This is a genomic window from Paenibacillus helianthi (assembly GCF_001909055.1).
In the GTDB taxonomy this organism is placed as follows: Bacteria; Bacillota; Bacilli; order Paenibacillales; family Paenibacillaceae; genus Paenibacillus_AQ; species Paenibacillus_AQ helianthi.
In genome coordinates this window covers 1-13535 of sequence record NZ_LVWI01000040.1, presented here as the reverse complement: position 1 = coordinate 13535, position 13535 = coordinate 1, and the positions used below count along the sequence as shown (strand labels likewise).

The 13535-nt window shown below is 49.1% G+C and carries 11 protein-coding genes; 4 read left to right on the top strand and 7 right to left on the bottom strand.

The window, feature by feature from the left end; genetic code table 11:
- The 3 genes from A3844_RS14385 to A3844_RS14375 form a co-directional block, all read right to left on the bottom strand.
- Positions 1-1002 carry a TIR domain-containing protein gene (locus A3844_RS14385; protein WP_074085028.1) on the bottom strand — a complete coding sequence of 334 codons (1002 nt, stop codon included), beginning with the start codon at positions 1000-1002 and terminating at the stop codon, positions 1-3.
- A gap of 409 nt (positions 1003-1411) precedes the next feature.
- A complete protein-coding gene (locus tag A3844_RS14380; protein ID WP_074107726.1) occupies positions 1412-1891 on the bottom strand; it encodes an SMI1/KNR4 family protein in 480 nt (159 codons plus the stop codon).
- A gap of 5 nt (positions 1892-1896) precedes the next feature.
- Positions 1897-3540: a deaminase domain-containing protein gene (locus A3844_RS14375; protein WP_143192080.1), complete on the bottom strand. Its 1644-nt coding sequence runs from the start codon at positions 3538-3540 to the stop codon at positions 1897-1899.
- A 404-nt stretch (positions 3541-3944) separates the two neighbouring features.
- Here A3844_RS14375 and A3844_RS14370 point away from each other — a divergent pair, with 404 nt between their 5' ends.
- A complete protein-coding gene (locus tag A3844_RS14370; protein WP_244169769.1) occupies positions 3945-5105 on the top strand; it encodes an N-acetylmuramoyl-L-alanine amidase family protein in 1161 nt (386 codons plus the stop codon).
- Between the two features lie 20 nt (positions 5106-5125).
- On the opposite strand, the gene A3844_RS14365 is transcribed toward A3844_RS14370, so the two are convergent.
- From A3844_RS14365 to A3844_RS14355, 3 genes are all read right to left on the bottom strand, one after another.
- Positions 5126-6133: an HD-GYP domain-containing protein gene (locus A3844_RS14365; RefSeq protein ID WP_074085030.1), complete on the bottom strand. Its 1008-nt coding sequence runs from the start codon at positions 6131-6133 to the stop codon at positions 5126-5128.
- A gap of 101 nt (positions 6134-6234) precedes the next feature.
- A complete protein-coding gene (locus A3844_RS14360) occupies positions 6235-7815 on the bottom strand; it encodes a response regulator (RefSeq protein ID WP_074107724.1) in 1581 nt (526 codons plus the stop codon).
- Entirely contained in the window at positions 7793-9661 is a 1869-nt protein-coding gene (locus A3844_RS14355; protein WP_074107723.1) for a sensor histidine kinase, read from the bottom strand. The genes A3844_RS14360 and A3844_RS14355 overlap by 23 nt, the downstream gene beginning before the upstream one ends.
- Positions 9662-9803: 142 nt before the next feature.
- Here A3844_RS14355 and A3844_RS14350 point away from each other — a divergent pair, with 142 nt between their 5' ends.
- From A3844_RS14350 to A3844_RS14340, 3 genes are all read left to right on the top strand, one after another.
- The gene (locus A3844_RS14350; protein ID WP_074085033.1) at positions 9804-10694 is read left to right on the top strand and encodes a carbohydrate ABC transporter permease; all 891 of its coding nucleotides are present in this window, start codon (positions 9804-9806) and stop codon (positions 10692-10694) included.
- Positions 10694-11530 (top strand): carbohydrate ABC transporter permease, encoded by an 837-nt coding sequence (locus A3844_RS14345; RefSeq protein WP_074085034.1) that lies wholly within the window; start codon positions 10694-10696, stop codon positions 11528-11530. Before A3844_RS14350 ends, A3844_RS14345 begins: the two co-directional genes overlap by 1 nt.
- Positions 11531-11638: 108 nt before the next feature.
- Positions 11639-12946, top strand: a complete 1308-nt coding sequence (locus A3844_RS14340; protein ID WP_074085035.1) for an ABC transporter substrate-binding protein — start codon at positions 11639-11641, stop codon at positions 12944-12946.
- 300 nt (positions 12947-13246) lie between these two features.
- On the opposite strand, the gene A3844_RS14335 is transcribed toward A3844_RS14340, so the two are convergent.
- Positions 13247-13535 (bottom strand): integrase core domain-containing protein (locus A3844_RS14335; RefSeq protein ID WP_143192079.1); only part of this gene is annotated, 289 nt, incomplete at its 5' end.

Genomic DNA, 13535 nt, shown 5'->3' with positions numbered 1-13535 from the left:
TCAGTCCCCTCCCACTAAATGATTGACGGTACGGAACAAATCCCGGTTGTACGACACGACCTCGGTCAGATCATCCGCAGACAATCCGTCGTTTCCGGAAAAATGAACAGAAAGGACATGCCTCTCACCTAAAGGATAGCATAGGATATATACCTCAGCAACTTCGGTACGCTGCAAAAAGGTCCATTCTTTGGCTAAAAAAGCATCCACCACACCCGGACGGGAGCCCTTTTCTTCAGTCATTGAAAAAGGATAGGAATGTCCGCGCCCCACATTACCGCCCACCTGCACCAGCCCCTCCTGCTCTCGGGCCTGCCACATAGCTGCGCCAATCACCCGGCAATGCTTGGGCGGCAGAAAGGAATTGCGGATTGCCTCGCTGAGCGCCTGATATTTCTCCCTGTCATCTGTGATAGACATATTACTATTATATTGCCAGAAGAAGTGAAGGATACTTTCTTTCCGCCTAAGTTCAAGCTTCAGATGTTCCAGTTCCTTCTGCGGATCACGGAAGCTTCCCAGCTCCTGAATGCTGTCGATAATCTTGCCGCAGCTGACATCTACGGCTGCCACCGGATTCTCATGCTGCCATTCGTATTCCAGCGGGGTGAGGCCGGATAGATCCGACAGCAAATGATACTCCTCAATATTCTCTCCCGGAATTAAATCCTTGCGGACAGGCACCTGGTCCGGAAGCAGACAGAACACGCGGCTTCGCCGCAGCCGGGCCCAGAACAAGCCCATTTCGAACTGTGTATTATCGCGGGTCACATAATAGTATTTACCGCGGATCCTGGCTACATCATCCGGCGAGAACACAAATACGGCAAAATCACTCTCATCAAGATTTCGTTCCAGCGCTTCCATGGTATATTCATTTGCCCGGAAAGCATTGGCATACCACGGATTGACCTGGGCTTCCCGTTTCAGCTGCTCATGTATCGCCCGTGCGTAACGGATGGATTCTCTGGAAGATCCAATAAATAATTTCGGTCTGGTCACGTCGGCACTCCTTTGTCGTCTTCCCCGATATGTAATAATTATACAGGTGATTGCGGACCTGTGAACAGAGACAGTTTTCGTAAACGTTAATTTCTTTCCTGCAGCGTAATCATCGTTGCAAGTGACGGGAAAGTTGCGGCTTCTTTCTTTCTCAGTATAACGATCGCTTCAGGCTACAGATGCCGGAAATTTGAAAAAACCGCAAGGAAGCGAACATAACAAAAAACAGGTCAATCATGGTGGTATCTGACCATAATCGACCTGTATTATGTAACGCAATTGCGTTATTGGGGTTATATCACTGAACTTCTGATGTGCGTACAAAACAAATGGCAAAATCTTCATACGGGTATTACATGGGTTATATGTGTTATTGGTTGAATGTTGGGTTCATTTGCCCCCCCCCCCATTACAATGGAATAATTCCATTCTTAATAGCTTGGGCACATGAATTTATCGATTTTCTCAGGAATGCACTGAAACTGTCCCAAACTAAAGCTGGTGGACCGTCTCCCTCCACATACTGATAAACTGGAGGGTCATTACCTTCTGATATAATAAAGAAATTGAATTCATACCCTTGATGCATAGAAAAAACAAAAGCATCTGTCGGTAAGACAAAGGTTTCTTCATTTTCTAGCAAAAGGTCTTCAGCTTCTTTTCTTAATTCTAAAAGATTATCTACATTTCGAAATAAAATATCAGTTCCTTGAAAAAGCAATCCTGCATCATGACCAATTGCCAAGAGAAACTCTCGGTATTGACTCGGCAATTTTGACCCTAATACATGTTCACACTTTTCTACTTCCGAATCAGTAAAACCTTGAATCTCATTGTCATTTGCAATTTTGTATTCACTTAATAAACTGACTACTTCTCTATTATCCATTGCTATCACCTACTTTTACTTGGTCCATGACTTATTATAACCTCAACATTAGGAAACTGCTCTTTAAACTGTTTTATCACACCTGAACATGATTCGCAAAATGGTAGTTCAGAGAATATATGAACTTTTCCTGAGGCGTTATTGGGCAATTGGGAGGCCAACTCCTCTAGAATTTTCACCTCTGCATCTAAGGTTCTTGGGTTACCGTCAGGGGTAGTTATCGTCTCGAACTTACGCTGATTGGGCACTCCTGCTGTTCCTGCTCTATCTGCCTTACCACTAACGCCAATAATTTCACCTGTTGACCCATTAATTTCATACTCAGCAAAAGCTATATTTCGTTTTCCACCGATATTATCAGCTTGTCGAATATCATTGATTTTTTCTAATGATTCTTCAACAGAACGCGAACCAATTCTAACTCCTTTACCCGTCCCCTCAGCAATCTTACCCACCGGTTCCACCGGTTTGGGAACCGTTACCTCAGGAACCGAAACTTTTGGCTGCTTCACCCTGGATGCTGGTATTTCATTTGCCCCGGGATGGAGCGGAAGATTCCTCTTTAGACTCCCCCGAAATGATTCAATCCCTTGAAAAGTAGTGATTAAACTGCTGACTATTATACCATAGGCTTGCAGTTTAGATATTTTTTCACCGGTCCAATAGTTAGTTCCATTCTTGGCTGCTAATATTTGCTCCGTAAGGTAATCGACAGGTACATTCTCCTGATAGGATTTAATCTCTCCATTCTTAATGGCCTCGTTATACGCCATGGAGGCTTGCGCTGCCTCACGATCAGTCTTGCCATTTTTACTGAGCACCCATGTATTTCCCCAGAGTGTTTTAGTATACTCATCAAAGTTATATGTCTTTTTCCCTGTCTCTGCATCCAGTGCTAATTGACGTTCCGCTTCCTCAATCTCCAGCCGCTTTGCCTCCAACTGACTTTTTGCATTTTCTCCAGCGGGGGTCTTTTCCATCGCCAACCGAAGCAGGAGCAGATACTCCTCGTTTTGTAATAGCGGAACATTTTGAGTTGTGATCGACGGATCGTAGTCGCACGCTTGAACTGCGGGCTGCTTAAAATACACGCTCAAATCCTTTCCCGCTTCATAGTGGATCTTATCTACTTCCATGGACTCCAGCTTCTGACGTGCTTCTTCCGCCTGTCGATTCACTGCGTTCATCTGTGCCTTGTTTCCAAACTCCTCATAGATCTTATAAGCCCATTGCGCCTTTGCAATCTGATCCCGCGCAGCGAAGATATCCTTCAGTTTGCTCTGTGCTGCAATATTCTCAACGGTCCCGAGTCTAGACGTTTGGATGGTATTCCGGAGCTTCTCCACCGCAGGATCGCTATCCAGCTCATCCCGTCCCCCTAGGGCGGCAAACGAAGTGATCAGATTCGCCGCCGCCTTCTGGGCAGCCGTTGGTATCGTATACCGCCCTGCAAACGTCTGTGTTCTAAAGCTCCCAAACATCCCAGCAAATAAACTGAACCACTGGGTAAGCTGGTTCGCCTTCTGCTTATTCTCCTCCTGCAGGCCTTCGACTCCCTTCAGCGCGGCTCGAATGACATCCTCCAGTTTCTCTGCTTCGACGGTTAATTCATTAATTAGCACCTGGGCCTGTACCAAGTGGTCATTCATGGGGATCCCGCCCCAACCGCTCGCCTGGCCTTTCAGTTGTAGATACAACTGGTTGGTATCCTGGCTTACCTGGCTTATTTTCGTCCGTAGGCGCCTCACTTCATCTACATTAAATATTACCTTCGCGGAAGACAATCCAACCCCCTGCTTCCTTACTAATTATGTATGAGTACTCTGACCTATAAGTATTCTAGCGTCACTCTGTGTACATCGGTTTTTTCTTCCATTTAATTTATATATATCCATGAAAAACGTTTCTGGAAATCGAAAGGGCTCGTTATAAAGGTAAGCTGGGTTTGACGCTTGCCAGTTTTCAATTTAAATTTTAACTATCTGCGGTTTCTCTCCCTTCGGAGCGGGTAATAAACCTTTAATCTATTCCTGAAGAAAGGGAAATTTATAGCGTGAAACCAATAAAGATAAATTCACATCATTTCAAAAAAACAATATCTGCATCCATGCTGGCTGTCACCTTATTACTATCTACTACTTTGCAGACTGAATCAGTCCATGCTGCCGGAGCCTATACGGCAAAGGTCTACGCATCTTCCCTGAACGTGCGCAGTGAGCCGGCCGCAAGCGCATCTGTGACCGGCTCACTAAAAAGTGGAGCACTGGTCACCGTAACAGACGAGCAGCACGGCTGGCTCAAGGTGCGGGCCGGTTCCATCTCCGGCTGGGTCGCCGGATATTATCTCAAACGAACCGGCGAAACAAGTTCCGTAGCTTCGGGGACCACTGCAGCAGCAGCTTCCGTGAAGACCTCGGCCAAACCCTCTGGCAGTGCCGGCGGAAGTGCGCACGTCACCGCCTCTTCCCTACGGATTAGGGGAGGTCCGGGAACCGGGTATCACGTGCTGGGATCTTTGAAAGAAGGGGATTCTATTACTGTATTGCTTCGTCAAGGAGATTGGGCACGCATTCGTACCACGAGCGGAGAGATTGGCTGGGTATCAGGCCAATATATTGCCGGAGGAAGTACAAGCTGGAGCAGCGGGAGCAGTAATGCCAGGAACTCCGGGAGCATCCGCGGAAAGCTTATCGTCATTGATCCCGGACACGGCGGAAGTGATCCCGGTATGCTGGGCACAAGCTTTGACACAATGGAGAAGGACTTGACGCTGCAGACCGCTTTTTATGTGCGGGATTATCTGACAGCCAAAGGAGCACAGGTGAAGCTGACGCGTACACGGGGAGACCAGAAACCTTCCCTCGCCAGGCGGGTACAGATCGGGCAGCAGCTGCGGGCGGATGCTTTCGTTAGCATTCATTACAATTCTTCTCCGAAGAAGGTATCGGGGACCCTCACTTTTTTTTACTCGGAGAATAATGATCTGCGGCTGGCCCGTTCCATTGAGAACCGGCTAAGGCAAGGGATTGGCCTGAAGAGCAATGGACTATCCTTTGGGGATTATCATATTCTGCGGGAGAACAGCCTCCCGGCAACGCTGGTGGAGCTTGGTTTTCTGACCAACCGTTCCGACGAGTCCATCGTCCGCAAAGCGTCTTATCAGAAAAAGGCTGCCAAGGCAATTGCCGATGGGCTGGCAGACTATTTTGACTAAAAACACAGCAATCTTACGCGTTACTCAATACTGATCTCTTTAATCTTAAGGGTATTCAGCTTACTCAAGTCTATATACTCGTCATCAACCTTCACTAAAGGGGTTTCAATATCATGGGGGTTCAAGTAGACAATCTCACCGATCCGCCCGTCTGTCAGTACCACCTCGCGGCCCACGGTGCGCTTCACGATATTCTCAAGAAATACGGATACAATATTCGGATCAAGCGCACCAAAGCTTCCCCTTCTCATCTGATCGACAATGGTATGGAAGGGAACCGGTTCATGATAAGGGCGTCTGGAGGACATCGCATGAAAAATATCAGCAACGGCTACAATCTTGCTATAGGAATCAATCTGCTCTTCTTTTAGACCCAACGGATAGCCTCTGCCATCATTCCGCTCATGGTGCTGAAGTGCTGTCAGTGTAATATGGGAATTGGCCCCTGTAGTCTCCTTCAGCATTTCATAACCCAGAATGGTATGTTTTTTGACGATTTCATATTCATCCGGGGACAGCTTGCCCGGTTTGTCCAAGATCTCCGTGGGAATCTTCAGCTTGCCGATGTCATGAAGAGTCGCGGCCAATGACAGCACGGACAGCTCTGCCTCACTCATATTAAGCCATCTGCCGATAAGCGTGGATAATACACCCACTCCAATATTATGCTGGTACGTATAATCGTCTTTGCCCTGAATCGCACTGAACAACGCAAAAATATCGGAATTCCGGGATATTTCCTGAACCACAGGCACGACTTCCTTGCGGATATCTGCCAGAGGAACCTTACGTGAGTTTCTGAAGGATTCGAACAAATTCTTGGAGACGTTAACTACGTTATATGCCATCTCCTTGCAGGAAGGTGCCTGACCCGCCTCACCTGCAAAGATGATGTCAAGTACATTAATCTTCTGCTTGCGGATAAGCTCCAGGTGCTCTACATTCAGAACACTGTTCGCGGGGATTACTGTTACTCCATAGGCATTGATCAAGTCATTTTTTATTTTTTTGCCTAAATACCTTTCCATGCCCCGTCCTCCCGAATCAACCGAATGAATATGTAGCTTAGCTATACCTATACTATCGGTTAAAAGCAGAAAAAAGCTGAAAGGCCCGGCTGACAAATTTGCTAGAGGGATTCTCCCTGCTTACGGTATTCCCTGGGCGTTTGCCCCGTGGACTTTTTGAAGACACGGCTGAAATATTTCTCATCCTCATACCCGACCAGCTCCGAAATTTGTGACAGCCGGAGATTCGTATTCTGCAGTAGCGTTTTGGCTTTGTCTACCCGGAGGCCGGTCAAATAATCAGACAGATTCTCCCCGGTGATCTGTTTGAACTTCCGTGAGACATTCTCCCTGCTGATAAAAAACCGCTCCGCAATATGCTGCAGCGTCATATCCCGGGCATAGTTCTGATGGAGATACTGCCTGATCTCCTCCACAAGCTGGCTATCCGGCGCTTGGGTATTCCCCTTGAACAAGCGCTGAATCACCGCCTTGAACTGATCCTGCCAATTCTCCACGGAGAAGAGGCCCTCACTGTCATAGCAAATGTCTAACGAAATCTCCTCATCCGGCCGCCAACGTTTCAGGACCTCCACAATCTCTTGCTGAAGCTGCAGGAACCGGCTCTCCGTCAGCAGAGGCAGTCCCGACAACAAGTCTGACCATTCATCTACAACCCGCTCCATTTTGTCCAAGTCTCCCGAGAGCACTGCTACTCTCAGCTTGTCCAGCTGAGCCTCGGAGGCGTAGTCCCTTGCAGGCCCACTCTCCTCCGAATGCTCCCGGTACAGGTGAATCCGCCCTTCCCGCTGCAGCAGATTCCGCTCGTTCAGACCCTGACCTGCCTGGTAGAACGCCGTTTGCAATCCTTCTGGAAAGGCTGCGGGAAGGCTGAGCCCCATATCCATTTGCACACCATAGGTCTGCCTAATGGACTCATTAATGCGGCCCAGCTCTACCTCCGTCTCTCTGACGGCTGCCCAGAACAGAAGGACCAGGTTCGCCCCCCTTTGCCAGCTGCGGAAGGCGAAGCCGATCTGCTTCGGGGCGAGCACCTCATTGCAGACATTTGCCAGTACAAAAGAAGTCAGTCCCACATCGCCATGAAACCTCTGCAGTAGCCGGCAGTCCGCTCCCTGGAGTGAGATGACCGCAATTCTGCACTCTGCCGCAAACAGCGGCATACCGAGTTCTTCGCTCAGCGAATGCTTCAGCTCCTGAAAGGAAGCCTGTCCAGCCACCAGATCCGAGAGTACCTTATCCCAGTAGAGCGGACGCAGCACATTTAACTGCATATTCTTACGCTGCGCCTGCTGCCGGCCCTCCTCCTCATCCAGCCACAGCTTGAAGGCATGCTCGGCTGCAGCGATCAGCTGCTTGCTGTTCAGCGGCTTCAGCAAATAATCGGTTCCGCCGAAGACAATCGCAGGCTTCACATAGTTAAAGTCCTGATAACCGCTGATCACAATAGTCTTCGTATTCGGATAGTGGGTGTGCAGCCACTCCAGCAGCTCCGCTCCATCCATGAGCGGCATCCGCATATCCGTGAAGACAATCGCAGGCTGATGCTCCTGCATGATCTGCATCGCTTCCTGCCCGTTGGTAGCCTCATAGATATCGGTAATATGATGTTTCTCCCACGGCACAAAATAGCGGATTGCCTCTCTAACATGCTTCTCATCATCGACTATCAGCACCTTCATTACCCGCAGCCCCTTTGTGTAAATGATTGTATAAGCTGTCCAGCGGAATCATGAGCGTGACCGTTAGGCCTCTGTCTCCATTGTCGTGCAGCAGCAGCTCCGCCCCGCTGCTCATCTGTAAACGGAGCCTTGCCAGCACATTGTACAGTCCAATCTCTTCATGCTCCGTTCCTCTGTTGCCTGCAAGCAAGGCATTGATTTCCTCCAGCCGCTCAGGTGCAATCCCTTTACCGTTATCCTTGACGGCAAGCACTAACCGGCCCTGCGTATCCACCGCGCAGGCGATGGAAATGAGCCCGCCCTGGATGCCGTCCGCGAAGCCATGCTTGAAGATATTCTCCACGATAGGCTGCAAAATCATTTTGGGCACCACTACCTCCAGCGCTTCTTCTTCAGCATCGACATCTAGGTGCAGGTTCTCTTCCCCAAACCGCTCTGTCTGCAGGATAACATAGTTCTGCACATGCTCGATTTCGTCGCGGAGCGGCACCTGTGTGCGTTCTGTATTCATGGAATAACGCATCATACTGCCAAGTGAATAGATGAGATCATATACCTTCGGCGCATTGTACCGCAAGGACAAACTGGCGATAGACTGCAGGGCATTATACAGAAAATGCGGATTGACTTGGGCCTGCAGGGCCTTCAGCTGGTTGGTCTTGTTCGCCAGCTCCAGCTTGTATTCCTTGAGGATCAGATCATTGATCGTCCGGGTCATGCCGGTGATTTTGCGCGTCAGCAGGCCGAATTCATCTTCCCGTTCCACATCCATATGCGCATCGAGCTGCCCAATCTGCACCTTCTGGGTGAAAGAGATCAGCTTCTTGATCGGTCTGGTGAAGCCAATAGAGATGAGCACCGCGCTGATTCCGCCCACGAACAGAAACAATATGCCAATTCCGGCATTGAACCGGGTGATGATTCTGGCATCGCCGTACAAATCCTCGTAGGGAACCAGCTTGATAATACTGCCCTTGAACAGAGGGTCTTCTATATGCCGATACATGACAATTCCCTCAAATCCATCCTTCTTCCAGGTAAAATGGCCGCTGCCCTTGCTTCCGGGAAGCTGGCTCCAGCCTGCCTTGAACGGCTTGCCAATCCATTTGGAGTCGGAGGCGAACAGTGCCTGACCCTGATCATTCAGCACATAAAGACGTTCCGTATCGGAATTGTACATGGATTTGACGATCCCCTCCAGCTCTGTAAGGCGGTAGTCGACCGACAGATCCGCCAGAACCTCCGCACTTGGGGTTTTGTATATGGGGAAATGGGCAGTAAATACCGGTTCAATCCCCGGCTTCAAATTAGGGAACCCGGACTTCATCCCGTATTGGTGATCCATATGTGTGACCTCAATGTAAGGACGGTATGTTCCTTCCAGGTGCTTCTCCAGAGCATAGCGGCTGTTTACCTCCCGGCGGAAATATCCGCCGAGCAGCAGATTGGACTGCTGGACCGCCCGCACATACAGATGAATCTGAAAGGTGTTCCGGTCGGAGAGGAACAGGTTATACATCTGGGTGGAGATCACTGCCCGGGTATCGGGAACAGCGGTGCCGGGCGGAACATCTTTCTGGCTTTTGGAGGTGAGCAGTGTGGTATAAAAAGAGCTGGGCACATTGATCCCGCTATACAGCGACATGGCCCGCTGACTCATACCGCTGAAATAGCTGCTCAGATTCGCCTCTCCGAGGGTCAGCAGCTTTGTGTTCTGCTTCACTGACTGTTCGGTAACCGATTGCTTGGTATACAGATAAGAGAATGTAACCGAAATGGCTGATGGAATCACCGAGGCCAGCAGCACAAGCGCCATGAGCCGGGTCCGGATGCTGTTTTTGAACATGATTAGGCCTCCTGGAAATTTGGTTAGCATCCGCTGCAATATAATCCACTTTTATCATCATCAAATTGAGTGTTGATCATTCCTGCCTGTTCCTATAATGAAGGTGTGAACCCGTAGATTAACTATACAAAGGAGACTCCATATGAGAAAAACTCTGCGCCTGCAACGAGGCTGGGGACAGCAAATTATCTTCCTCTGGCCCGCCCTGCTCTTTTTCCTGACCATTGTGGTCACACCCTTCATCCTTGGCTTCTATTACTCCTCCACCGACTGGAACGGGCTGGATCTGAACAAAGCGGTCTGGACGGGTGCGGCTAACTGGAAGCGAATTTTTACGAATGACGACAAGTTCTGGGAATCCTTGCTATTCACCTTGCGCTTCACCATCGTATCCGTGATCGCCGCTAACGTGCTGGCACTCCTGCTCGCATTCCTGCTGATGACGACGCTGAAGACCAAGAAGGTACTGCGTACCATCTTCTTTATGCCCAATGTGATCGGCGGTATTCTGCTGGGCTACATCTGGCAGTTTATTTTCACCAAAGGTTTCGCCACGATTGGCGACATCACCGGCATTTCCTTCTTCAAGCTCCCTTGGCTGGGTACGCCGAGCACCGGATTCTGGGGTCTGGTCATCGTGTTCGTCTGGCAGACTGCCGGGTATATGATGGTGATTTACATCGCCGGACTGGCTGGAATTCCGAAGGACCTGATCGAAGCGGCCAAAATCGACGGCGCACGCGCTCCACAGCTGTTCAAAAGCGTCTATGTCCCGCTGATTATGCCAGCCATCACCATTTGTCTGTTCCTGACCACTTCGAATGCCTTCAAAATGTTCGATCTCAACCTGTCACTGACCAAAGGCGGACCCGGTACCTCCACCCAGTCGCTCGCCTATAACATTTATGCGGAAGCGCTGATCAACAACCGTTATGGACTCGGCACCGCCAAAGCACTGCTCTTCTTCTTCGCCGTCTCCATAATCACTGTCACCCAGGTCTGGATCACTAAACGGAAGGAGGTATCGGCATAATGCAGAGCAGCAGATACCGTCTCAGTAATTTCATTCTGGAAATCGCCGCCATTCTTCTGGCTCTTGTGTTCCTGTCTCCGTTCTACCTAGTACTGAGCAACTCGGTGAAGGGACTGAAGGAAATTCTGATGGATGCCGCATCCTTCCCGCAGGTCTACCAGTGGGATAATTACTCCAAGGTATGGGACGCCATCAATTTCCCTCAGGCATTCTGGAACTCGCTGCAAATTACGGTCCTGAGCGTGATCTTCATCGTGATGTTCAGCTCCATGGCCGCTTACCAGATCGTCCGGAAGCCGTCGCGTTTCAATTCCTTTGTATTCCTGCTGCTCGTATCGGCAATGATCATCCCGTTCCAGTCCCTGATGCTGCAGTTGGTCCGGGTAACCAGCATACTGGAGCTGCGCGGTGAATTATACGGCATTGTCGCCTGCTATCTCGGCTTCGGGATGCCGTTGTCCGTGTTCCTGTTCCACGGCTTCATTAAGAGTGTGCCCATTGAGCTGGAGGAAGCAGCCCGGGTCGACGGCTCTAGCCCATATGGAGTATTCTTCAAAATCGTCTTCCCGCTGCTGATGCCTATTATCGTAACTGTTATTATTCTGAACACACTATGGATCTGGAATGACTACCTGCTTCCGGTGCTTGTGATTGGAGGCAACAAGGATCTGACCACATTACCGGTGGCGGTGACCAAGTTCTTCGGCCAGTACACCAAGAAGTGGGATCTTGCCCTCGCGGGTCTGGTTATGGCGATTACGCCAATTCTCTTGTTCTTCCTGTCGCTGCAGCGTTATATTGTTGAAGGTGTGACCGCCGGCTCCATTAAGGGATAACTCCTTTGCAACAATATCCACCTTTTCGAGCAAAATATTAAGTGTAAGTCCAATCGTATATCCATTACGATCAAGTTGCAGGAACCACTAGACCAGGGAGGTTATACTATGAAAAGAAAGTTCGCATTTGTTATCGCAACCGTTTGCACACTTATTATCGCAGGTTGCGGTAATGGCGGCAATAATAATTCCGCAAGCAATGGGAACGCTGTCAATTCAGGAACAAAGACAGCGGCACCAGCGGCGACCGCAGCTCCGGCCAAAAATGTAACGATCAAAATGTTCCAGTTCAAGGTTGAAATTGCCGAGCAGTTGAACGCACTCGCTGAACAATATGAGAAAGAAACCGGCGTAAAGGTTGAAGTGGAAACACATGGCGGCGGTGAAGATTACGGCGCACTGCTCAAAGCGGAGATTGCTTCCGGCTCCGAACCTGAGATTTTCAATAACGGCGGTTACACAGCCCTGGTTCCTTATATGGACCGTGCCACTGATTTGTCGAATGAGCCTTGGGCGGCCAATCTGATTCCAACCTCCAAAACGCCTGCAACCGTGGACGGCAAGCTGTACGGCATGCCGATGAACGTTGAAGGCTACGGACTGATCTATAACAAGGACCTGTTCACTAAAGCAGGGATTACCGAAGAACCCAAAACACTTCCCCAGCTGAAAGATGCAGTGGCCAAATTGAAAGCTGCAGGCATCACGCCTTTTGAAGCTACCAATGAATGGTGGTCGATGGGGATTCACTTGGTTAACGTAGGCCTGGCTCACCAGCCGGATCCGAAGAAATTCATTGAGGATGTCAAAGCCGGCAAGGCAACCATCAAAGGCAACCCGGTCTTCGAGCAATGGCTCAACTTGGTAGACGTTATTTTTGACAACGCACAGGATAACAAAATGACTACAGACTATGCTACCCAGGTTGCTGAATTTGCATCCGGCAAAGCGGCTATGATGCTGCAGGGCAACTGGACACAAGGGGATATCGACAAAATTAATCCGGCGATGAATCTTGGCCTCCTGCCACTCCCGATCAGCGACAAAGAAGGAACGATCCTCGTAGGTGTGCCTAACAACTATGTGGTGAACAGCAAGTCGGCGCATCCGGAAGAAGCCAAAGCATTCCTTAACTGGCTTGTGACTTCGGAAACTGGTAAAAAGTATCTGACCAAGGAATTCAAATTCATTCCTGCTGAAACCAATGTGGAAGCCGATGCCGCAGATATCGGTCAGGTTGCCGTTGCTGTGCAGAAGCAATCCGCCACCGCACTCGGCTGGAACTGGGATATGTTCCCTGACGGTGTAACCCAAGGCTTCGGTGCAGCCATGCAGGAATACCTGGGCGGCCAGCTGAATCATGATCAGCTTCTGGAAAAGCTCGACAAAGCTGTACAGGATATCGTGAAGCAATAACAATTACAAATACAAATACAAATACAAATACAAACAAATACAATTACAATTACAATTACAATTACAATTACAAGACAGGTTAATCCTAGCTCAAACTTAAATAACGGGGCCTTCCTACTCAGGAGGGTCCCGTTATTTGCTTGCAGCTATTCAAAATGGGTACTTGCAAGGGCGGAAATCTGTACAGAATTAGCCCCAAGACCCTCACCAAAGCGAGTGATGAAACTTAAGTGGAATTTGTCCACCTATTATTATAAATATTATTCTTTCCTCAGCTTTAGGTGGAAAAATGGACTTCCGTCAAGAAAGTGGACATAAAAAAATAGATTTATGCGGTCTTTTTCTTTTGAACTTCGCTGCAAATTGGACAGGGGAAAGATAACCCAGTGCACTGTGGATTCGCTTGCGGTTATAAAAAAACTCAATATACTGGAACATCTCATCCTGCGCTTGCTGTTTTGTTTTGAATTTGGTGCAATAGACAAACTCTTTCTTTAGGATGCTATGAAAGGATTCGATACAGGCATTGTCATAGCAATTCCCCTTGCGGCTCATGCTCGCCTTCATATGGTATTTGTTCAGGCGTTTA

Excerpts from the sequence above, each read along its gene's own strand:
- A3844_RS14380 (WP_074107726.1), bottom strand. The coding sequence starts at position 1,891 with ATGGATAATAGAGAAGTAGTCAGTTTATTAAGTGAATACAAAATTGCA.
- A3844_RS14375 (WP_143192080.1), bottom strand. The coding sequence starts at position 3,540 with ATGAATGACCACTTGGTACAGGCCCAGGTGCTAATTAATGAATTAACC.
- A3844_RS14365 (WP_074085030.1), bottom strand. The coding sequence starts at position 6,133 with ATGGAAAGGTATTTAGGCAAAAAAATAAAAAATGACTTGATCAATGCC.
- A3844_RS14360 (WP_074107724.1), bottom strand. The coding sequence starts at position 7,815 with ATGAAGGTGCTGATAGTCGATGATGAGAAGCATGTTAGAGAGGCAATC.
- A3844_RS14355 (WP_074107723.1), bottom strand. The coding sequence starts at position 9,661 with ATGTTCAAAAACAGCATCCGGACCCGGCTCATGGCGCTTGTGCTGCTG.
- A3844_RS14350 (WP_074085033.1), top strand. The coding sequence starts at position 9,804 with ATGAGAAAAACTCTGCGCCTGCAACGAGGCTGGGGACAGCAAATTATC.
- A3844_RS14345 (WP_074085034.1), top strand. The coding sequence starts at position 10,694 with ATGCAGAGCAGCAGATACCGTCTCAGTAATTTCATTCTGGAAATCGCC.
- A3844_RS14340 (WP_074085035.1), top strand. The coding sequence starts at position 11,639 with ATGAAAAGAAAGTTCGCATTTGTTATCGCAACCGTTTGCACACTTATT.